Origin of the sequence: Nostoc sp., from assembly GCF_036917555.1 — a bacterium.
In the GTDB taxonomy this organism is placed as follows: Bacteria; Cyanobacteriota; Cyanobacteriia; order Cyanobacteriales; family Nostocaceae; genus Nostoc.
The window spans coordinates 357794-380323 of record NZ_JBALDD010000063.1 but is presented as its reverse complement, the minus strand read 5'-3'; the positions used below and the strand labels follow the sequence as shown (position 1 = coordinate 380323).

Annotated in this window: 20 protein-coding genes; 9 read left to right on the top strand and 11 right to left on the bottom strand. The window is 42.4% G+C overall.

The window, feature by feature from the left end; all coding sequences use genetic code 11:
- Positions 1–27: 27 nt before the first annotated feature.
- The 3 genes from V7K60_RS24185 to V7K60_RS24175 form a co-directional block, all read right to left on the bottom strand.
- Positions 28–633, bottom strand: coding sequence for a sulfite oxidase-like oxidoreductase (locus V7K60_RS24185; protein WP_334929066.1), 606 nt, complete (start codon positions 631–633; stop codon positions 28–30).
- 294 nt (positions 634–927) lie between these two features.
- Positions 928–1101 carry a 50S ribosomal protein L32 gene (rpmF, locus tag V7K60_RS24180; protein WP_012407602.1) on the bottom strand — a complete coding sequence of 58 codons (174 nt, stop codon included), beginning with the start codon at positions 1099–1101 and terminating at the stop codon, positions 928–930.
- A 196-nt stretch (positions 1102–1297) separates the two neighbouring features.
- Positions 1298–1789, bottom strand: coding sequence for a hypothetical protein (locus V7K60_RS24175; RefSeq protein ID WP_334929064.1), 492 nt, complete (start codon positions 1787–1789; stop codon positions 1298–1300).
- A 202-nt stretch (positions 1790–1991) separates the two neighbouring features.
- Between V7K60_RS24175 and V7K60_RS24170 the strand changes: the two genes are divergently transcribed.
- Positions 1992–3851 (top strand): caspase family protein, encoded by a 1860-nt coding sequence (locus V7K60_RS24170; RefSeq protein ID WP_334929062.1) that lies wholly within the window; start codon positions 1992–1994, stop codon positions 3849–3851.
- Positions 3852–3950: 99 nt separating this feature from the next.
- Here V7K60_RS24170 and V7K60_RS24165 read toward each other — a convergent pair whose 3' ends face one another.
- Positions 3951–4328 (bottom strand): Mo-dependent nitrogenase C-terminal domain-containing protein, encoded by a 378-nt coding sequence (locus V7K60_RS24165; RefSeq protein ID WP_292862476.1) that lies wholly within the window; start codon positions 4326–4328, stop codon positions 3951–3953.
- Positions 4329–4849: 521 nt separating this feature from the next.
- On the opposite strand from V7K60_RS24165, the gene V7K60_RS24160 reads away from it, so the two are divergent.
- Positions 4850–5464 carry a hypothetical protein gene (locus tag V7K60_RS24160; RefSeq protein WP_334929056.1) on the top strand — a complete coding sequence of 205 codons (615 nt, stop codon included), beginning with the start codon at positions 4850–4852 and terminating at the stop codon, positions 5462–5464.
- A 178-nt stretch (positions 5465–5642) separates the two neighbouring features.
- On the opposite strand, the gene V7K60_RS24155 is transcribed toward V7K60_RS24160, so the two are convergent.
- From V7K60_RS24155 to V7K60_RS24140, 4 genes are all read right to left on the bottom strand, one after another.
- Positions 5643–6203, bottom strand: coding sequence for a Uma2 family endonuclease (locus V7K60_RS24155; protein WP_334929054.1), 561 nt, complete (start codon positions 6201–6203; stop codon positions 5643–5645).
- 129 nt (positions 6204–6332) lie between these two features.
- Positions 6333–8105 (bottom strand): ribonuclease J, encoded by a 1773-nt coding sequence (locus V7K60_RS24150; RefSeq protein WP_334929052.1) that lies wholly within the window; start codon positions 8103–8105, stop codon positions 6333–6335.
- Positions 8106–8386: 281 nt separating this feature from the next.
- The gene (gene dapA, locus V7K60_RS24145; protein WP_334929050.1) at positions 8387–9271 is read right to left on the bottom strand and encodes a 4-hydroxy-tetrahydrodipicolinate synthase; all 885 of its coding nucleotides are present in this window, start codon (positions 9269–9271) and stop codon (positions 8387–8389) included.
- Between the two features lie 127 nt (positions 9272–9398).
- Positions 9399–10436: an aspartate-semialdehyde dehydrogenase gene (locus V7K60_RS24140; RefSeq protein WP_334929048.1), complete on the bottom strand. Its 1038-nt coding sequence runs from the start codon at positions 10434–10436 to the stop codon at positions 9399–9401.
- An 883-nt stretch (positions 10437–11319) separates the two neighbouring features.
- On the opposite strand from V7K60_RS24140, the gene tig reads away from it, so the two are divergent.
- Complete coding sequence (gene tig / locus V7K60_RS24135; RefSeq protein ID WP_334929046.1) at positions 11320–12759, top strand: trigger factor; 1440 nt, start codon at positions 11320–11322, stop codon at positions 12757–12759.
- Positions 12760–13006: 247 nt separating this feature from the next.
- Here the strand turns inward: tig and V7K60_RS24130 are convergent, their stop codons facing one another.
- The gene (locus V7K60_RS24130) at positions 13007–13204 is read right to left on the bottom strand and encodes a hypothetical protein (protein ID WP_334929425.1); all 198 of its coding nucleotides are present in this window, start codon (positions 13202–13204) and stop codon (positions 13007–13009) included.
- Between V7K60_RS24130 and clpP the strand changes: the two genes are divergently transcribed.
- The 3 genes from clpP to V7K60_RS24115 all read left to right on the top strand — a co-directional run bounded on the left by clpP (position 13155) and on the right by V7K60_RS24115 (position 16155).
- Complete coding sequence (gene clpP / locus V7K60_RS24125) at positions 13155–13787, top strand: ATP-dependent Clp endopeptidase proteolytic subunit ClpP (RefSeq protein WP_334929044.1); 633 nt, start codon at positions 13155–13157, stop codon at positions 13785–13787. The two genes, V7K60_RS24130 and clpP, sit on opposite strands and share 50 nt — an antisense overlap.
- 9 nt (positions 13788–13796) lie before the next feature.
- Complete coding sequence (clpX, locus tag V7K60_RS24120) at positions 13797–15137, top strand: ATP-dependent protease ATP-binding subunit ClpX (protein ID WP_334929042.1); 1341 nt, start codon at positions 13797–13799, stop codon at positions 15135–15137.
- 97 nt (positions 15138–15234) lie between these two features.
- Entirely contained in the window at positions 15235–16155 is a 921-nt protein-coding gene (locus V7K60_RS24115; RefSeq protein WP_334929040.1) for an alpha/beta fold hydrolase, read from the top strand.
- 14 nt (positions 16156–16169) lie between these two features.
- Here V7K60_RS24115 and V7K60_RS24110 read toward each other — a convergent pair whose 3' ends face one another.
- Together V7K60_RS24110 and V7K60_RS24105 are read right to left on the bottom strand one after the other, a co-directional pair.
- Complete coding sequence (locus V7K60_RS24110) at positions 16170–17369, bottom strand: FAD-dependent monooxygenase (protein ID WP_334929405.1); 1200 nt, start codon at positions 17367–17369, stop codon at positions 16170–16172.
- A gap of 55 nt (positions 17370–17424) precedes the next feature.
- A complete protein-coding gene (locus V7K60_RS24105; protein ID WP_334820367.1) occupies positions 17425–18408 on the bottom strand; it encodes a GntR family transcriptional regulator in 984 nt (327 codons plus the stop codon).
- Between the two features lie 297 nt (positions 18409–18705).
- On the opposite strand from V7K60_RS24105, the gene V7K60_RS24100 reads away from it, so the two are divergent.
- The 3 genes from V7K60_RS24100 to V7K60_RS24090 all read left to right on the top strand — a co-directional run bounded on the left by V7K60_RS24100 (position 18706) and on the right by V7K60_RS24090 (position 22423).
- Complete coding sequence (locus tag V7K60_RS24100) at positions 18706–19446, top strand: dienelactone hydrolase family protein (RefSeq protein ID WP_334929038.1); 741 nt, start codon at positions 18706–18708, stop codon at positions 19444–19446.
- A gap of 121 nt (positions 19447–19567) precedes the next feature.
- Positions 19568–20470: a S1 RNA-binding domain-containing protein gene (locus V7K60_RS24095; protein ID WP_334929036.1), complete on the top strand. Its 903-nt coding sequence runs from the start codon at positions 19568–19570 to the stop codon at positions 20468–20470.
- Between the two features lie 864 nt (positions 20471–21334).
- On the top strand, positions 21335–22423 hold the full coding sequence (locus tag V7K60_RS24090; RefSeq protein WP_334929034.1) for a fatty acid desaturase family protein: 1089 nt from the start codon (positions 21335–21337) through the stop codon (positions 22421–22423).
- Positions 22424–22530 lie beyond the last annotated feature (107 nt).

Here is a 22530-nt window from a genome sequence, read left to right as displayed (position 1 = left end):
TAACTTCTAACTCTTAACTATAAATTATTAAAACCCAAAAGCGTTGCTGTAACGTTCCTCAGCCCAAGGTTCACCACGGCGATGGTAGCCATTGCGCTCCCAAAAACCAAGTTCTTCACCAGCTAAAAATTCCAAACCATTAATCCACTTAGCACTTTTCCAAGCGTAGAGGTGGGGTACAACTAGCCGCATTGGGCCACCGTGTTCAGATGGAAGGTCTTCACCAAAGACTTTAAAAGCAAAGAAGTTTTCTTCGCGTAGAAAATCTTCTATAGAAATATTGGTAGTGTAGCCGCCATAGCAGTGTTCCATAATGTGGGCTACTTTCGGGTCTAATTCAATCAGACTCATGAAATCTTTAACTTTAATGCCAGTCCATTTGACATCGAGTTTAGACCAGCGCGTTACACAGTGGAAGTCGGCTGTGAATTCATGTTGAGGTAGCACCATAAAGTCTGACCAACTAAAGGTAGCAGATTTTACTAAACCCCAAACTCGAAACTCCCATTCCTCAGTGTTGACTTGAGGAGTTTCACCGTAAGTTAATACGGGAAAACCTTTAGCCAAGTGTTGACCAGGAGGGACGCGTTCGCCCTCTTCTTTGCCTGGTTTCTGAAAAAATTTTCCTAGCATAGTTAGAGAAAAATAAGTTTTCTCAAGATGTTTACAAGCTTTTTTGCTGAATTACCAACAGACTAGATGTTTTACTCTTTATATGAACTCTTGAATGATAGGTAATGGGTAATGGATATTTCCAATTACTCACTACCAATTTTTTTCGATCTAATGAGCTTATATAGAGTGTCTATGATTCATAATGCAATCAGGAAAGCTAAGAAAAAGCATTTATCTAGCGATCGGAAGTTTGATTGTTGAGTTTGGCAATCAAATCCATCGGTGCTGTTCATGCTTTTCCTGACTGAGAAATTATGATTCTTCTTCCTCTTCTTCAGCAGTTGGATAAACAAATGTAGAACGTCCAGTCAAAATCGACTTGCCCAGAGATAGGGCTTTCTGAGCTTCAACGACAGCTTTATGCCTCCAGGTAGCTCGACGTTTATCTCGTTTTGATTTGGAAGTTTTCTTCTTAGGAACAGCCATGTCAGCAGATATCGCAATTCTTGACAACCTTCTTATTCTAGGCCATCCACTGACGCCAAAGACAACAGTTGAGTCAGGAATAAGTAAGTTGGGTTAAGACTGGCGCAAGGATCCGGGAACAGAAACAATGACTTTCTTTAAGTCACCCAAGGTTCCGAGCCAAGAAAGCTTTGGCTCAGACTTCTAGCTCAACCCATCATTTTGGCGTTGACACAGCGCTAGCTGCTGGAACTTGATTAGAGTTATTTTCAAAGAAAAGTAAAGATCGCGCAGTTTTGAAGTAAGTGGCCCAAATTTGAGCATCGGGACGCGATCGCCATTGAGGACGACTGACATCTAATGTCAGGACTGGTGCGATCGCTCCATAATTTTGTACGGACACAATGATGGAAACATCTGTCACCAAGATATCTTGGTCAAAGCTCCTTTGAGCAGCTGCCCTAGCGGCCGCTTCCGCTCTCCTGAGAACGGTTTCATAGTTTTCTTCCGGCAAGCGGTCAATAGCTAGATCAACTCTAGCGGTGTAAGCTCGCACAACCTGCGGTGCGATCGCTTCCATCAAAAACCACGCAGGAACAGTAGATATAAGCAAAACTACTAAAGGAATTATCCGGATTCTTCTGGCAATTCGGCTAATAAATGAAAAGGGAGCGAGCGATGATGGTAGGTGAGCAGAAATTTTGCTCATGACCTTCTATCTCCTTAGTAATGATCTGTTATTGAAATTAAGTAAAGGTATTTTCCGGCTAATTAACGTAATAAAAATTACATTATAACTTAAGATTCAATCAGAATCACCTAGACTATAAGACATAGGTTAGCTTTGTTTTTTTGGCAAAGCCAACCGCAATTTTAAGACCAGCAAACAACAATAACTGACAAAGAGCGGGATGGCAAATTACTGGGCGATCGCGATTGGTATCAATCAATATCAGTTATTTCAACCTTTAAGTTGTGCCCAAGCAGATGCTGAGGCACTAGAAGATTTTTTGGTGACAGAGGCAGGTTTTCTCCCCAAACACTGTCAAGTCATGACAGATACTTCGCCGCCGACTGGGGATAGATCAACTTACCCGACGAAGGAGAATATTTTGCTGCTGCTTGAAGATTTGGCAGCAACAAGTTGGCAACCGGAAGACTATCTGTGGTTATTCTTTAGCGGCTATGGAGTCAACTACAAGGGCAAAGATTACTTAATGCCAGCAGAGGGCAACCCCGAACTCGTGCAAGAGACTGGCATAGAATTGCGATCGCTAATGCAAAGTCTACAACTTGCCGATCTGAATGTATTGCTATTACTCGATATCAACCGCGCTTTTGGCACTCAAGCGGATGCTCCCGTTGGTGAAGAAACAATAGAACTAGCCCAAGAACTACAACTCGCAACAATTCTTTCTTGCCAACCAGAGCAATTTTCCCATGAGAGTAGCGAACTAGGTCACGGATTCTTTACAGCAGCTTTGTTAGAAGCTTTGCACTCTGGTAATGGCAGCAACTTGGCAGATTTAGAAAGCTACCTGAGCCTGATTGTACCAAAGTTATGTCATCACCACTGGCGTCCGATCCAAAACCCTGCCACTATCATCCCATCAAGGCAGCAAGTAATCTTGCCAAAATTGGCAATGGAAAGTGATTTTCAGCCAGAAGCAGTGATTTATCCAGAAGAATCTTTTGCTGTTGCCCTTGCAGCTCCTCCCCTCAACGATTTCTCTAAAACTTCAGCAGATCGTCGGGGCAGACAGGGAGAAGTTAGTGTGAACTCCTCCCAACAGGTGAAGAGTCAAAAAGTCCAGGAGTCAGGTGGCAGCTTAGTTTCCCAACCAATGGCAGAAACTTCCTTGGGAGTACATACCAGAGGAAGATTTATCCCCAATTCCTCCAAAGGTTACGTCTCTCGATTGCCAGCGAATCAGCCAAGTATCCCTTATTGGAAACAGTTTATCTTATGGGGTGGAGGCAGCTTGCTGGTAGCAGGTTTAATCGCCGTAGTTTTTCTGCGTAATCAAGAAACTTTTAGAATTAAGCAAATATCAAGTACATCACCTAACGCTACTGTTAGCGATCGCCAGGTTGTCGAGAATTTACCAAGCGATCGCACTCCACCAGTTAAACTCAACAACCAATCTAGCGCCCAAATAGCCTCTAGTTCCCAGTCGAAAAAGCGGAATCAAGCAGTATTAGACCTGGCGAAAATGTCGCTCAGACAAACTCAGGCTAGCGATTTGAGCATGGCGATCGCTACGGCCCAAAAAATTCAACCCGGAGAACCACTGTACGAACAAGCTCAAGAGAATATTAAGATTTGGAGCCAGATGATTTTAGATTTAGCAGAGGGTCGTGCTAAACAAAGACAGTATGCCAGCGCTATTGCTGCTGCTCGATTAATCACCAAAGATGAAGCCCCCTACGCCAAAGCACAAGCAGCAATTAATCTGTGGCGGCTAGAGGGTAAGCAGTATGTGAGTAACAAAACTCTTTTAGATGCAGCTAATGCCTTAATTAAGTCTGAACAGGCATCTACCTACAATCGGGCGATCGAAGTTGCCAAGAAAGTACCAGCCGATCAACCAGGCTTCGATACTGCCCAAAAATCGATCAATAAATGGAGTGAGAAAATCTTAGACCTGGCAAAGCGTCGTGCTACCGAAGGAGAACGTAATGCCGCAATTGCGACCGCAGCGTTAGTGCCAGAGGAGACAGGCGCTTACGAAGATGCTCAGGATGCCATCCAAAAATGGCAAAAAAAATAGTAAAAAAATAGTAAAAAAATAGCAGGCAGTTAGGAGTTAGGAGTTATATTTTTAATTCAGCACTTATTACTCCCTCCCTCCTCACTTTTCCCTCAGCACTCAGCAGTACTGCGATACATCTTCTCCACATTCGTCGGCTAGATAGCACAGCGCTCGGAAACGTAAACCAACTACTTCTTCATATAAGGGGTTGAGCTTGCACATGGGCGGGATGTGAAACAAGGTTTTCCCAAATAATTTGACATCGCGCTCAAAGGGGCACTGAGATGGAATCAGTTTGCACAAGCGGTGAGCTAGTTGGCGATCGCTGACTTGAATGTTTTCTACTCGCTGCCGTAAGGGTTGGAGAATATCCCAGTAAGGCTTGGAAACAGAATGGTTTAGCTGGGTTGCTTTATGGTCAGTAGTCTCTGCTTGATTGATTGATACCCAGCTAGCCAGAAAAATCTTTTTTGTGGTATTGTCGAATACCTTCATGGTTAACCCTCTGTGTTATTGAGGCTATTCACCTTTTTGATGAATATATACAACGTGGCAACGAACTTTCCCGGAAAAATCGCGTTCTGACTGCGATATAATGTAATACCTGATTAGCCACTTAAGTCAGAACCTAATTTATTACTACGTCAAGTTAATCGCAAATTTCTGGGGATCGGTAGTGTAATATTACGATCTTGTTCATAACTTGACATAGTTTAGATTTTAATAAAGACATCCATCATTGGATAGGCTTTAGTGTAACATTTACAGAACTTAATATAAGGTCTTTCTGAAAGTATTTTTGCTAAGTATAAACATCAATAATATTCTAGAAGGCATTTTTCCTCTGCGTGTTCCCACTTTCTCACGTAAGTGCATCCTTTTCATCGCTGGCTGAATACCGTAGAAGTAGTGATTTTTGATTGAGTAGAATCGATTGCATTTCACAAAACTTAGGTTGGCAGTGGCGATTTGAGAATGATATAGTCTAAAGCGTTAAAATTCAGATGAGCTTGCTTATGGGTGTTTCTGTACTCTACAGCGCAATTCCTCCTGGTAGTACGCTGTACGCACGCCTTCAACGTGAAAAGGCACTCAGCACCCTTGTAGTTTATCTTTTCCCCTATGGCTGCGGTATTTTCCGCTTTTTTGAGATTGATCCTGAAGAGATTAATGAAATCCTTGAAGATGTTATCGAAACACACCAAGAGACTTTTGGATCTGAGCTAGAAGCAGATCGGGTAATCGCCCAATTGCGGTCTGAGTTAAGGCTTACTCGTCAAGCCTATCCAGGGATTGAAGATAGAACAGCATCACTAGAAAAAACATCTGTTGAGATCGAGAAACGTTTGTCGCAGGAGCTATCGAGAAGAAGGTTTGCGAATGCTGATGAGATTGTTGAAAAGCTGATGTTCGGAGATCAAACTCTTGCTCCAACTCTCTTGTCAACAGAGGAGTCATTGGGACTTATATCTCTTGAGCTAGTCAGTGAAGGAGCCAGCATTTTTCGACAGATCGATCCTGAAACACTGTTTGCAAGAAATGAATGGTGTTTTGAAGACTTCGAGCGGTGGAGAAATTTGTATCTTTCAGCAGCCGAGAAAAATGAGGAGATATTGGTTGCAGTTGCTTGAGGCGACAGCAACCTAACAAGTTAGATCGCTCTACCGGGTTGAACATTGCAAAATTTAGGCGATGCCTTCTCTTCGAGAGGCTTCGCCAACGGCAATGTCTTCTCCTGTCGGAGACGCTGCGCGAACGACGAACGCAATCAGTATTTTTTTTGATTTCACGCAAAGGAGCCAAACAACCTTAAGCTGAAAACATCTGCTGGGCTGTCAGGGTTAATTCTGCGAATGTTTGAGAAATAATCTGCTGGTTTCCAGTAAATACAGTTTGCTTGTAACTACCGTTGTCTAGCAAACACACCGTCAGCTTATTTTTTAAGGGGTCAACAATCCAATACTCGACCACACCAATAGTTGCATACTCAGAAGTTTTTTGGTTATAGTCCCTTTCTTCAGATTCAAGACTAACTACCTCAATTAAAAGGGGTGGGACAGTCTTAAGAATAGCTGAGGTACTCTCAATACTTTTTGCCTGTTCATTGGTAATTACACAAACATCAGGTCTTCTAAGTTGTTTATTGGTCAGCACCTCTGTACCGTTAGGGCGCGGTTGTAGAGGCAGTCCCATTTTTTGAATTTCCAAAAAAAAGCAAACTAACAGTAGAGTGATAATCGCCTCATGCTTGCCAGTACTAGGAGGCATTTCTACCAGCACCTCATCCTCAATTTCATAGCGCTTGTCGGTACCATCATCAAAATTGATGTATTCCTCAAGAGTACTAATTTTTATTGGTGTTTTAGTCATAGCGATCGCCTCCAAGAACTATAGGCAAGTACTATACCCATAATAAAAGACCGTATCTCACGCCAAAGCGCAAAGACCTTCAGAAAAAATCTGCGTCTGTGCGCTTCTACGTTAAATTGCGATCTTAGCCTATGATGCTACCTGAGCAGCAGTCCGAGTCCGCCGTCTTCTGCCATCAGCAACTTTTACAGGTGGCTCATCAGGGATTTGCATCAACAAAGTCACAGATGGTTGACATTGCAATTCCCGACGGATGGAACGTTGCAATTCTCGTTCTAAAGTTTCTTGCAATCCACCCCAGTCTATATCTGCTGCTTCACCTTCGCTAGGAGCAAATTCTGTCCAGCGCACAGAGAGGATTTCTTCAATGCGTTGTTTTACCCAGGTTTGTAACAGCGATCGCTCTACACTTGTTACTACACCCCGGAGGTGAGTTTCTGGTTTTGCTAACAGTTTACCATTCCAATCAATGGCAGCTGCGATCGTGATAATGCCTTCTGAAGCCATGCGTTGCCGTTCTTGCAGCACTTTGGCACTTACCATACCCGAACTAGTAGTATCCACCAGTTCAATACCAGATGGCACTTTACCAGCGACGCCAATGGCATCCTCTGTCAGTTCGACAATATCACCATTCTGGATAATTATCATGTTTTCTGCGGGAATGCCCATACTCTGAGCCGTTTCTGCGTGCTTCACTAGCATCCGATGTTCGCCGTGAAATGGCACAAAGAATTTGGGTCGAGTTAAGGCAATCATCAGTTTTTGTTCTTCCTGACAGCCGTGACCGGAGACGTGAATTCCTTTATCTCGACCATAGACGACTTTTGCCCCCTGAATCATCAACTTATCAATGGTGTTGACTACAGCGATCGTATTTCCGGGAATTGGGTTAGCAGAGAATACTACCGTATCTCCTTCACGGATTTTAATGTGAGGATGTTCTTTGTTGGCAATGCGGGTCATTGCTGCCATCAATTCACCCTGAGAACCTGTAGTTAAAATCAGTACTCTTTCATCGGGTAGATTGCGGACAGCGTGCAATGGTTGCAGCAGATTATCTTCACACTTGATGTAACCTAAATTGCGGGCATGAGCAATCAAGTTCAGCATGGAACGCCCGACAACTGTCACTACACGGTTCTGCTTCTTGGCGATATCCAAAATCATGTTGATGCGATGCACGCTAGAAGCAAAGGTAGTGACAAATAATCGCCCCGGTGCTTGACTAAATACTCTCTCCAGATTGGGATAAACTGAACGTTCCGAAGGCGTAAATCCTGGCACTTCTGAGTTAGTGGAATCACTCAGTAAACAAAGAACACCTTTTTCTCCATGTTCTGCTAGGCGTTGCAAGTCAAACTTTTCACCATCCACTGGGGTGTGATCAATTTTAAAATCCCCTGTGTGAATAACTACACCTAGGGGAGTATGAATGGCAACAGTAAAACTATCAGCGATGGAGTGGGTATTACGGATATATTCCACTAAAAAGTTTTTGCCAATCCGCACTACATCACGTGGTAGAACTGTTCTGATTTCTGTGCGATCACGGACTCCTGCTTCTTCTAATTTACCTTCTAACATTGCCATTGCTAGTCTGGGACCATAAATCACCGGGATATCAAATTGCTTGAGATGAAAAGCAATACCGCCAATATGGTCTTCATGACCATGAGTAACGATCATCCCTTTGATTTTGTGGCGATTTTCCCGCAGATAAGTCGTATCTGGTAAAACAATATTGACTCCATGCATCGCCTCTGTGGGAAAAGCTAATCCTGCATCTAAGAGGATTATTTCATCGTCATACTCAAAAAGACAGGTATTTTTACCAATTTCATGCAATCCGCCCAAAGGAATAATTTTCAAGGCGGAATTATTAGCTTCGTTTTTAGCCATTTTCTCCTTAGATTGTTACTTGTGGTTAATTAAGTTGATAGTTAACTTTCCTTGTATTTAAGACAACATCATCTGTCTCTTAAGTCAGTTCCAAAGCAATCAAGTTTTAATTGAAGATTTCAATTTTTTATTCAATAAAATCAACTGTAAAACTCAAGGATTCATAGTATTTCTATCAGTCCTAGCACAGATTTTTAAATTGCAACTTATGAACAATTATGATCGTTGTTTATATGTACCTTTGGCAAGGAGGAGATTATCAATGCTTAACTAGCTGGTGGCTAGATTAAAGTAAGTTCTTTCAAAACCGCTTCTAACTTTTGACTGACTTCTAAATCAGCTTCACATAGTGGCGGACGAGTTGAACCAACCTCCCAACCTTGAAGTTTCAGTGCTTTTTTGACTGGAATGGGATTTGAAGTGAGAAATAGAGCTTTAAACAACGGGAAAAGTTGGAGATGAATGTCGCTTGCTACCTCAATTTTTCCCGCACCAAAAGCTTGAATCATCTGCTGTAGTTGGTTTCCTACCAGATGAGAAGCCACACTTACCACACCCTTTGCCCCGATCGCTAACAAGGGCAAAGTCATGTAATCATCACCAGAATATATGTGGAATTCTTTTGGTGTCAAGCGACGAATTTCGCTTGCCTGATCTATATTACCAGTGGATTCTTTAATCCCGACAATATTGCTAACCTCAGCTAACCGGGCAACTGTTTCTGGCTGAAGGTTTTGTCCGGTACGACCGGGAACATTATATAACAACAACGGTAAGTCGGGACAGGCTTGTGCTATAGCCTTAAAGTGCGCTTCCAATCCCGCTTGTGGCGGTTTGTTGTAATAAGGAACAACTTGTAAGGAACCATGTACTCCTATTTTAGACGCTTTTTGGGTGGCTGCGATCGCTTCTTTGGTAGAATTTGATCCACAACCTGCGATTACCTTGGCTTTTCCGGCCACAGACTGCAACACCTCGACAAACAACTGGTATTCCTCATCCCAACTTAGCGTTGGCGATTCTCCTGTTGTGCCGCACATCACCAATGTATCTGTACCGTTGTTAGCTAGATGTGTCGCCAGTTCTGCCGCTACATCATAGTTGACACTACCATCTGCTTTAAATGGCGTAATCATAGCGGTTAAAACATTGCCAAAATCTCCCACCCTTTTTTCACTCCTGATTACCCATGTTTTTATATCTTGGTGGTTCTCTATTGTAATAACCTATCTGCAAATTGCTTTCAAGTGTCATTTTTCCTTTGTCATTAGTCACTTTACCAATGACCAATGACTAATGACTAATAGCTAATGGTTTGAGTAGATTTTTCTCTACTAACAACTCAGCGATTTGTACTGCATTTAATGCTGCGCCTTTGCGGATTTGGTCGCCACACAACCATAATTCCAAGCCACAAGGATGAGAAAGATCCTGACGAATTCTTCCCACTAGAATTTCATCTTGACCTGTTGCTTCAATGGGCATCGGAAAATGATTAGTTCCCCAATCTTCAACCAATTTTACTCCAGGGGAAGAATTTAAAATTTCTCTGGCTTCCTTCGCACTAAAGGGAGTCTCAAATTCTAAATTAATGGCTTCTGAGTGGGCGCGGAGTACGGGAACCCGTATACAGGTTGCAGTGATTCTGATTTGCTGCGTACCAAATATTTTTCGGGTTTCGTTGACCATTTTCATTTCTTCCTCACAATAACCCAAATCGTTTAATGGGGAGTTATGCGGGAATAAATTAAATGCCAATGGGTAAGGCAATATTTCGGCAATCGGTGGCTGTCCTTGTAGTATAGCGCTTGTTTGGGTTTTGACTTCTGCCATTGCCCTAGCCCCAGCACCACTAGCAGATTGGTAGGTTGCAGCGACGATGCGTTGTACTGGTTTAACTTTATGCAATGGCCAGACTGCCACAGCCATCAAAATCGTTGTGCAGTTGGGGTTAGCAATAATGCCTTGGTGATTCGCTGCGGCTTGGGGATTCACCTCTGGAACTACTAAGGGAACTTCCGGGTTCATCCGAAAGGCACTGGAGTTGTCAATTACCACTGCGCCCTTTTCCACAGCAACTGCTGCCCAAGTTTTAGATGTGGAACCACCTGCACTAGCCAGTACTATATCGACATTTTCAAAAGTGCGATCGCGAACTTGCTCTATTGGGATATTTTCACCTTTAAACCGCAGCGATCGCCCGACACTCCGCTCTGATGCCAATAACTTCAAGTCAGCAACCGGAAAATCACGACTTTCTAATAATTCCAGCAACTCTGTGCCAACTGCACCAGTAGCTCCCAAAATAGCTAAACGATAGGATTTCGACAAACTTGCTTTCTCCTTTAACAGATTTAATCTGCAATTTCTTGGAACAATTGACAATTTAGTTATATTTAAATAGCGATCGCAGTCTAGAAATACATTTTTAATAGGTTTAGATTTTTCTTTAATTTAGTCTATCTTTATATATTTAATACATTTATTTTTTTGTTTTTTTAATAAGTTAAGTGATGTTGCATTTTCAAACAACGGTGATTTATTTTTTTCATCGATTAATCGATTATTTTAATTATATATTATACAATAAAGCGCTATCTATCAGAAAAAGCGAGATATCTGCACTTAGGCGTTTAACAAGCATCCTACCTGTAAAGAAACAAATGTATTAGCTATAAACTTGCTCACCAAGATGATGAATATACCAGGATCTAAATGCATAAAGCCAGCACAACGTAAAATTGAGCTATGCGGTTAAGTAACAAATGCACTTTCGTACCACACACAACTTAATAATAGCTAGACTCAATACTATAACTTTAACCTGGGGGTACTAACCACTCTTTGAGAACCAGGATATCACGGCGTTAGCCCACTGAATAATTAATTCCCAAGTTTTAGAGTGAGTCGGGAGTCAAGAAGGGAATAGGGTACAGGTTATAGGGTATAGGTTACAGATTTTTTCCCTATCACCTCCCCCCTAATCCGAATGCCCCATTAACCAAATTGTTATGAAGGTAAAATGTCAAGTCCTTGATAATTGGCAGTAAACTGGATCTTTGCCCCAAGACAAACATCCATCCTTGGATGTAACAAGACCTTTTGGCAAACTCCCATTACCCCTAAGAGACATCAAGCCATAAACGCAAACAATTATTTTATTGCGTTTTGTGTGTACTCGGAGTATAAAATACCAAAAAACTAGAGACGAAGCATGAAAGTCACCCAGGAAAAACTTCCCGCCAGCCAAATTGGCCTGGAAATAGAGATTACGCCGGAAATTACCAAGCAAACTTACGAACAGGTCATTAAAAACTTAGCGAGTACTGCCAATATTCCTGGGTTTCGTAAAGGCAAGGTGCCTCGGCCGATATTACTACAACGGCTGGGTACAACTCGAATCAAGGCAGCGGCGCTGGAAGAACTAATTCAAGATGGCATTGAGCAAGCAGTCAAACAAGAAGCCATCCCAGCAATCGGTCAGCCGCAATTACGCTCCTCTTTTGAGGATTTGATTAATAATTATGAACCTGGAAAACCCCTGACGATTTCGGCTGCTGTGGATGTAGAACCAGAAGTGAATCTAGTGCAGTACACTGATTTACAAGCCAAGGCTGAAGAAGTCAAGTTAGATCCAGAGCGAGTGGAGAATACGCTGGATAAGGAACGTCAAGAATTGGCGACATTAATTCCTGTGGAAGGACGTGCAGCCCAAATCGGCGATATTGCCGTAGTTGATTTTAAAGGTTCATTCGCCAGAGTTGAGGGCGAGGACGAAACAGTTGAACTAGAACCGATTCCCGGAGCCGAAGCAACTGATTTTCAAGTTGAGTTGCAGGAAGATAAGTTTATTCCAGGCTTTATTTCGGGAATAGTGGGGATGAATCCTGAAGAAACCAAAGAAATTGCGGCGCAGTTCCCAGATCCGTATGCTAATGAAGAATTAGCTGGAAAAGCGGCAACTTTCACCGTGACGCTCAAAGAAATCAAAGAAAAGGAGCTACCAGAAGTAAATGATGATTTCGCCCAAGAAATCAGCGATTTTGAAACCTTAGAGGAGTTACGCGCTTCTTTGGTAGAGCGATATCAAAAAGAGGCGGACGACAAAACAAAAACCAATAAGCAGGAAGCCTTGTTAACGGAACTGCTCAAGCACGCAGAAGTTGACTTACCAGCAACTTTGATTGAGCAAGAAGTGGATGCAATGCTAACACAAACAGCAATGCGGCTGTCTCAGCAGGGATTGGATGTGAGAAAGCTGTTTACTCAAGATATTATTGGGCAATTGCGGGAGCGATCGCGTACTGAAGCAATTGAACGCATCAAACGCTCCTTATCCTTGCGGGAAATCGGGAAACGCGAATCTATCGAGGTAACACCAGAAGAAATTGCAGCCAGAGTCACAGAACTTTTGGAGCAATACTCAGAGGAACAGGACGTTGATGAAGATAAACTGCGCTCAATCGTGGAAAACGAACTGTTAACTGAAAAAATCATCGATTGGCTCTTAGAACACTCATCAGTTGAACTTGTACCGGAAGGTTCCTTGAGTCCTGCAGAGGAAACGGAAGACGCAGAATCAGATGCTGATGGTGATGCACCTCAAACTGAGGAACAAAACAGCGAAACTTCTACAGAAGTTACAGAAGGATAATAAAAAATCCCACAGCCATGAATTCACCAGTTCTGAGTTAAAGTTCTGGTGAAATGGGTAAGCTAAGGGAGATGAGGAATTAGAGGGAGAAATAACCAATGCCCCATGCCCCATAACTCAGGGATGAAGTCAAAAATAATTAAAGAATTAGTGAATTTTCGGCAAATAGTGACACCTGTTATCACTTGAGCTTGATACTGTGTTACACGAGAGGAAATTATATGAGGCATAATGGTTAACACGTAGCTTATAAAATTCCATTCGTTGAAAAGGCAGCATCTGCTTGCTGCTGAAACATCTGTCCTAAATAATCGTCAAAGAAAGCTTGTATGCTTGAATCGCAGTCGGGATATTCCCCAATCAGCAACTTAAGTCGAATAAACATTAACTCCCAGTTGAGCAGCCCTAGCAACATCGTGCCGATGGTAGTAGAACAATCTGGCATGGGAGAAAGGGCTTTCGACATCTACTCCCGCCTGCTGCGAGAGCGGATTATCTTTTTAGGAACGCCGATAGACGATGCCGTAGCCAACTCAATTGTGGCTCAGTTGTTATTCCTAGACGCTGAAGACTCAGAAAAAGACATCCAACTGTATGTTAATTCTCCTGGTGGCTCGGTCTACGCAGGGATGGCAATCTATGATACAATACAGCAAATTCGCCCTGATGTTGTTACCATCTGTTTTGGATTAGCCGCGAGCATGGGGGCATTTTTGTTGACAGCAGGAGCTGCCGGTAAGCGAATGTCTCTGCCCGACTCCCGGATTATGATTCACCAACCACTTGGTGGCGCTCAAGGTCAAGCCATTGACATTGAAATTCAAGCCAGAGAAATTCTTTACGTTAAGGCTAAGTTGAATCAGTTAATGGCTCACCATACTGGTCAACCCTTAGAAAGAATTGAAGCAGATACTGAGCGCGACTTTTTTATGTCGGCAGAAGAGGCAAAAAACTACGGTTTGATTGATCAGGTTATTTCCAGGCAAAATCTTCCCGTAGCAGGGGAAAACGTCACCATTCTGAAATAAGAGGCTGGTATGTCTAAGTACGACTCCCATTTAAAATGTTCATTTTGTGGCAAGTCTCAAGAGCAGGTGCGTAAATTAATCGCAGGGCCGGGAGTCTACATCTGCGATGAATGCGTTGACTTGTGTAATGAAATACTAGACGAGGAGTTACTCGATACTAATGGTGCAGCAGCACAACCAGCACCAAGAGCAGAGCCACCTGAAAAACGGCGTACCCACTCTGCTAGTATTTCGTTTAATCAAATACCCAAGCCAAGAGAGATTAAAAAATATCTAGACGAACACGTCATTGGTCAAGACGAAGCGAAGAAAGTTCTGTCAGTAGCTGTTTACAATCACTACAAGCGGCTGGCAGTCATTCAGTCTAAAGCCAGTGGCAAACCTGGAGCAGATGATGCCATAGAACTGCAAAAGTCCAATATTTTATTAATTGGGCCAACTGGTTGCGGCAAAACTCTCTTAGCGCAAACCCTAGCGAAAATCTTGGATGTACCCTTTGCGGTCGCCGATGCGACGACGCTGACGGAAGCAGGGTATGTGGGAGAAGATGTGGAAAATATCTTGCTGCGACTGTTGCAGGTGGCAGATTTGGATATAGAGGAAGCGCAACGGGGAATTATTTACATTGACGAAATTGACAAAATTGCTCGTAAGAGCGAAAACACGTCAATTACCCGCGATGTTTCTGGCGAAGGCGTGCAACAAGCCTTGCTGAAAATGTTGGAAGGAACGATCGCTAATGTACCACCCCAAGGAGGGCGCAAGCATCCTTATCAAGACTGCATCCAGATTGATACAAGTAATATTTTGTTCGTCTGTGGTGGTGCTTTCGTAGGCTTAGAAAAAATTGTAGATCAGAGAGTTGGCAAAAAAGCAATCGGCTTTGTGCAACCGGGAGAAGGGCAATCGAAGGAGAAACGAGCAGCAGACACTCTTCGCCATCTACAACCGGATGATTTAGTAAAATTTGGCCTGATTCCAGAATTTATTGGGCGGATGCCAATGGTAGCAGTTGTAGATCCGCTAGATGAAGAAGCGCTTATGGCGATTCTTACCCAACCACGCAGCGCCTTAGTGAAGCAGTACCAAAAGCTGCTGAAGATGGATAATGTCCAATTAGATTTTAAAGCCGATGCTTTACGAGCGATCGCTCAAGAAGCTTACCGCCGTAAAACTGGTGCTAGAGCATTACGTGGTATTGTCGAAGAATTGATGTTGGATGTAATGTATGAGTTACCATCCCGTAAGGATGTGACACGCTGTACAGTTACAAGAGAAATGGTCGAGAAGCGATCAACTGCTGAACTAATAATACATCCGTCTTCACTACCGAAGCCAGAATCTGCTTGATAGTCATTAGTCATTGGTCATTAGTCATTGGTCAAAAAATAAGGAATAATAACCATGTACCAGGGACTAATGACAACTGACAAAGGACAAATGACTAATGCCTTATATTAATGTTCGTGGCGTTGAGCATTACTACGAATGGGTGAAAAAACCATCCAGTTCTTTGGTAAAACCAGTAATGGTTTTCCTGCACGGTTGGGCTGGTTCGGCTAGGTATTGGCAAAATACTGCTGATGCTCTATCGGAGCAATTTGATTGTTTACTCTACGATTTGCGGGGATTTGGCCGTTCTCGTGGGAAGCCAACCATCGCCCAAGCGAGTGAAGCTGTTGCTAAATTTGAGTCCCCACAGGAAGAGTCAGAGGCAATCAGAGAGTTAACCTATGAATTAGAGGAATACGCTGATGATTTAGCAGCTTTGCTAGATGGGTTGCATATTCAGCGTGTTTATATCCATGCTCATTCAATGGGTGCTTCTGTTGCCACTTTATTTTTTAACCGCTATCCCGAACGAGTAGAACGAGGAATTTTAACTTGTAGCGGTATTTTTGAGTACGATGAAAAATCCTTTAGTGCCTTTCATAAATTTGGTGGCTATGTAGTTAAATTCCGTCCCAAATGGTTAAGCAAAATTCCATTTGTTGACCGGATGTTTATGGCGAGATTTTTATATAGTTCCATACCACATTCTGAACGGCAAGCTTTTTTAGAAGATTTTCTCGAAGCAGATTACGATGCAGCGATAGGGACAATTTTTACTTCAGTCAGTAAGGCTCAAGCTGAAGTAATGCCGCAAGAGTTTGCCAAGCTGACAGTGCCGACTCTACTGGTGGCGGGGGAGTATGACAAGATTATTCCAGCCGAAATGGGGCGTCAAGCAGCTGCCCTGAGTGACAAAGTGGAATTTGTGATGATTCCCAACACAGCGCATTTTCCAATGTTGGAAGATGTACCAACTTATCTACAACGGGTACAAGAGTTTTTGCAAATTAACACGCCAAAACCACAAGTCGGATAACTGATAGCGGTTTTTTAAACAGTTAAGTGTACCTGTGTGATACCTTGACGCATTTCATATTGTCGCTTTAACCAAGACTTTTGAATTATTTTACGGAGCAAGGGAGCAAGTTGAATCAACAGCGAACGCAGTAGTGCATTTTTTCGCAGTAGTTCGCCTTGTTTAGCTTCCTGTAACTGGAGTTGCTGGGCGCGGATAATTTCTGGCTCCCGTTCCGCTTGGATATGCGATAATGCCAAGTCAATATCCTGGTGTCCAGTTTCTTTGTGCAACAAGGGTACAAGATGATTAGCGGCGACAATCACATCACGCAGTGCTAAATTAATTCCTTGAGCGCGGACAGGAGACATTGGGTGTGCAGCGTCACCCAGAAGCAGTACCCCTGGTGCGTGCCATTGTGGACAATAACCGACCACCACAGAAAGCCGAATGGGGGATTCGATGGTGTCTGCATAATTACGAAAATGCTCTGCTAGCCATGAGGGTGATAGTGAGGCAAAAATCTCTGCCCAGTTGGTTTGTTTCCAGTCTGTGTTTTCAGTTGCGGACATCACCCAAGCCAGATGCAGTTTTCCTGATTCTGCTCCGTGAAAGATGCTAAATGCGTGATCGCCATTTAAAATAATACGAAACACATTATCGGCTGCAAACTCAGGGCTGGTGGCAAGTTTAAACCAAAGAATATCAATATTTTTAGGCTGGCGTACCAATTCCAATCCTACACGTTGTCGCACAAGGGAATTTCGACCATCTGCTCCAATCACTAAGTCAGCAGTAAGTTCTCTGCTATCGCTCAGTACCACACCTGCGACACGTTGATTACTCCACAGTAAATCCTTGACAGGAACACCCTGGATAAATTCAAACCTATCATTGGTTTGAGCTTCCGAAATCAGTGCTTTGAGCAGTGGTGGTTGTGAAACCAGTGTACAGGGTCGGGTTGCCCCCATTGGTTCATCAACTCGAAACAACTGCTTGTCCCCGATAATGAATTCCCACGCGTCAAGTTGCCGATGGGGAATATATTCCAACAACGCCGATAGACCCATTTCCTCTAAGGCATCTAAGCCACTGGGCATTAATCCTTCACCGCGAAATACACGATGAAAGTCTTTTGCTGCTTCAATTAAGGTTACAGTAATACCACGTTTCACAAGGAGCAGGGCAAGGGTTACACCTGTTGGGCCTGCGCCTACAATCATAATCTGCACTATCCCATCCCTCCTGTATCAGTTGCTCTCAAAGATGTTGGTAGAATTAATCTTGAGATTAACTTAAACCCAGTTCTCGTTTTAGCAAGTTAATCGAGTTAGCGCCGATATAATTTTCAACCTTAATCAGCTTTGGTGGACGAATAATATCTTCATCAGAGGCTTGCACAGCTGCTTGTACTGCCGCAAAACTGGCTTGGTCGCTGATGATGACCTCAGCTCGTTTAACCATAGCCTGAAGTTTATAGGCATCTTTTGGTTGCGAAGTCATCACCAATAATTCATCACCCCGCAAACCGTGGAGGATAACTTCTGCGGCTCGTGCAATCCCGGAACTAAGGCTAACTATACCAACACAGTTTTCTTTTGGTAGGGTTTTCAATAAGTTGAGTTCTTTGCTGTAGTCGTAGATATCGAGAGGAATTACTCGTGCAGCTTTTGGAGCTGCGATCGCTTCTACATTACTGATAAAATATCGACTTGTGACTACTGTCGCAGAGGTAGTTTTATCTAGTACAGCTGTTAATTCTTCCATCGCTACCAACTGGACTGGGATTTTTAGCGATCGTTCTAATTCATACACCATTAACTCACCAGCACCCATATCATAAGATGGAACTGCAACCAGTACCCGCGCACTACAACGCAAGCGCCAGTCAATTTCTGCTAAAAATAGCTCTCTAGCTTGATTCAGTGAACATCCTTGGGAGAGCAGTTCGTCAAGTGCTTGCTGGACAACTTGATAGGCATCAGGATTTTGCTTGAGAATTGGTGATTGCAGCCTACTACCGCCCTCATGACCTTGGGCACGAACATAAATACCCGAACCAGCCATACTTTCAACAAATCCGTCTTCCTCTAGTTGACGGTAAACCTTACTTATGGTATTACGGTGTAACCCCGTTTGCATTGCCAGCGCCCGTGTGCTTGGTAATTTGTAAGCAGGAGGATATTGCCGAGAAGCGATCGCAAATCGGATTTGATTAAACAGCTGGGTTGATGCAGGAATTTCGCTGTCTGGCTGAATACGGAATTGAATCATCACCAAGCCTCCTTAATACTAAGTGCTGTTAGCAGTAGCGGGGCGTTTAGCCAGTGTTGAGTTTTGAGCGCTGAGGTTTGAGTATTAAGTGTTGCTTGCCTACTCAGCACTCTTTCGGTGTCCAAATGCATTTGCTACATCTTGAATATTTTATTTATATATAAAGTTGTTCTGATACAAATTTCTAATGCACTCACTATTAGTAATTAATAATTTAATTAGAAAAAAGCTGGGCATACTGGCATAGTTATATCAAATAAACACACGGCTAATCACACAGCACTGGTAAAAATTATTATGACAGAGCAAGCAACAATTACCACAACGGTTAATCTTTTGCAAGATAATATTCAAGTGTCTGCAAATCTTGCAGAACCAAAAGAATTTGGTTCTTACCCAGGAGTTGTAGTATTACAAGAGATTTTTGGTGTCAACGTTCACATTCGGGAAGTTACAGAACGGATTGCCAAACTTGGGTATGTAGCGATAGCACCTGCCCTTTTTCAACGGATTGCTCCTGGCTTTGAAACCGGATACACACCCGAAGATATTGAAATCGGCAGAAGCTACGCTATGCAAACTCAAGCCTCAGAGTTATTGAGCGATATTCAATTAGCAATTGACTACCTCAAAAATCTGCCTCAAGTGAAAAAAGATGGTTTTGGCTGTATTGGCTTCTGCTTTGGCGGTCATGTCGCATATCTTGCAGCTACTTTGCCAGATATTAAAGCTACAGCTTCCTTCTACGGTGCTGGAATTACCACCCGCACACCAGGAGGTGGCGCTCCTACTGTCACCCGTACCAGAGAAATATCAGGTACTCTCTATGCCTTCTTTGGTACAGAAGATGCTAGCATCCCAGCCGAACAAGTAGATGAGATTGCAGCAGAGTTAGAAAAATATAAAATTCCTCATCGTGTGTTTCGCTACGATGGAGCTGATCACGGATTTTTCTGTGACCATCGTGCCAGTTATAATCCTAAAGCTGCGGCCGATGCTTGGGAGCAAGTGAAACAACTCTTTGGTCAACTAAACTGAAGCATACGCAGCCAAGTTTGTCATTAGTCATTGGTTATTGGTGAATAACAAACGACAAATGACAAATGACAATCTAAACTTCAGTTGCACCATATCAAATAATAACTAATCTTCAAAAGTCATGAATTCCGAATCGAAACTTTCTCAAACAGCCAATTCGCCCTTTACAATGGACGATTTTGCTAAAGCACTAGAAAAACACGACTACCAATTTCAAAAGGGACAGATTGTACATGGCAAAGTTTTCCAACTTGACCATGATGGAGCCTATGTTGATATTGGTGGTAAGTCGTCAGCTTTTCTGCCGCGCGATGAGGCTTCTTTGAGAGCAGTTACCGATTTATCAGAGGTGCTGCCATTGCAAGAGGAAATGCAGTTTTTGATTATCCGAGATCAGGATGCAGAAGGGCAAGTTACCCTTTCCCGAAAGCAGTTGGAAATTCAGCACATCTGGGAACGACTGACCGAAATGCAGGAAAATGCTCAGACTGTACAAGTACGGGTTATGGGTGTGAATAAAGGTGGTGTTACCGTCGATATTCTTTCTTTGCGGGGATTTATTCCGCGATCGCACTTGGCAGAGCGTGATAATTTAGAAGCACTCAAAGGTCAAAATCTGACTGTGGGTTTTTTGGAAATTAATCGTAACACCAACAAACTCATTCTTTCCCAGCGTTTAGCAACTCGTTCTAGCAACTTCAGCTTATTAGAACTAGGTCAACTGGTGGAAGGTAAAGTTACTGGCATCAAACCTTTTGGTGTATTTGTCGATTTAAGTGGGATGAGTGCCTTACTTCATATCAAGCAAGTAAGTCAAAAATTTATTGATTCTTTAGAAAAAGTATTTCAAGTTGGTCAGCCAATTAAAGCTGTAATTATTGACTTGGATGAGGGTAAAGGGCGGGTTGCTCTTTCTACCAGAGTTTTGGAAAACTTTCCTGGCGAAGTGCTAGAAAATTTCGATGAGGTCATGACTTCAGCTGAGGCACGTGCTAATAGAGCTAATAACAAAGCATCTGAATAGTTTTGAGGTGGGCTGCTTGCACAAAGTATAAATAGTGCAATCGCACCTGCCGTATATGGGATTAATCGGTGAATACTGCCCAAAAATTGATCAAAAATCCAAATCGTGGGTTATTTTATTAGTCCCCCTGCATCTATAAAGATGTGGGGGGATTGAAAATTGGGAAACCTTTTATTTAACAGACTATTTTATAGTACTTGGTCAAGTTAGTATCAAGGGTTTTTAATATAGCGGTTCTCATTCAGATGCGGTACAAGATTATATATATCGTGGGGTGTAGGGGCACGGCATTGCCCATACGTGTCAACTTAAGCCAAGGCTCATGGAATTCGCGGCTACACAGGCTCTCGTCCGCTGCGGACTAACAGAAAATCAAAGTTTTGAAACCCATGAAGGTGGGTTTTGTTTGTGTAGACGAGCCAGTGCGTTGGGCGGGCAATGCCCGACTTGAAGCACCTGGCGTGCGGTTTCTAACCGTCCATTTCACTTTAAGTTGACACCACTGGGCATTGCCGTGCCCCTACGGGTGTACCTCACTTTAGTGATTAGAAAATAGAGACTAAATTTTTTAATAAAAAACTTCTCACCTACTAATCTAAAGTTTAGATACTAATAGTCTCTAACTAGAAATGTGGGTAAAAAATAATTTTATTTAGCTTTAGATAACTTTCACTTCGAGCCACAGAATTTATTCTGAAGAAGACGTGTAGGCAATGCCAAAATTATGCAAGAGGTCTATTGCAAAAATATTTTGTGTTACGATTTAGATACTTACCTACTTGTGAATTCAATTATTCTAGTTGAAAAACGCTACAATTTACCGCAAAACTCTACCCAGTTCAATTATCTACCTGAAAATTATTTATGAATGTTAGTACCGATCAAACACTTATTCACCAGAAAATATATGCGAAAGAATTACGTTCCCTGATACCACCTGAAGCATTTCTCGCCGATCCAAGTAAGTTAATTATCTTGTTCATTAATCTGGCAATTTTGATTTTAGGCTGGATGATAGCAGCGCGGTTAGATTCTTGGTCGCCATATCTTTTATGGCTTTATCTACCTTTAAGCATCATTATGGGCAATAGCGTGGTTGTCTTACTATTTAGCACCCACGATTTGATGCATGGTAGCGTCATTAAAAACCCCCGATTAATCTATATCATTAGCTTTCTAGGGCTAACAATGTTGTGGATGCCACCAACGTTATGGAAAGCAGTTCATAACAGAGTACATCATAATCACACTAATGATTTTGGCGACCCAGATCGCAATTACTTATATGAACAATCTTCAACCTGGGGAAAATGGATTCAGGACTTATTTGTACCTTCAACTGAAGTCAATCCTATGTGGTTGATAGTGGGATTGACTTCTGCTTGGGGAGTACATACTTTTCGCAATCTGACATCTGTCCTATTTTTCAATCATAAATCTGTTGATTATGTTCCTGCTGCATTTACAGTCAGTCCTAAAAATCGTCGAGCGATCGCAGGGGAATTATTGATGATGATAATGATTCATCTGAGTATTATAATCTATTTACAATTTGAACCCATAAAACTTATCCTTGGTTACTTTTTACCGATTGCAATTGGTTATGCTGGAGTAATTTTTTATATTTATACAAATCATTTACTTTGTCGGATGACTAGCGTTAACGATCCACTGATTAATAGTATGTCTCTCCGGGTTTATCAAATACTTGACCTGTTACATTTAAATTTTTCTCACCACACTGAACATCATATTTTTCCAGGAATGAACTCTGACTTTTATGTTCTGGTTAGGGATTTGTTAGAAACTCACTATTCTGAAACCTTTAATTTATTGGATGCTGGGAAAGCTTGGTATTTGCTGTTGAAAACTCCCCGGCATTATAAAGATGAAAATACTCTTACAGATTGGTCAGGAGAAAAGTCTGTTGCTTGTCCTACAAGCGACAAGTAAAAAAGTTAATTGCAAAAGTATTTTGAGTTCATAACTCTTAAATGGGACTACTACTCCCCCCGCATCAACAAAGATGTGGGGAATACTTTTTGGAAAGTTGCACTTTT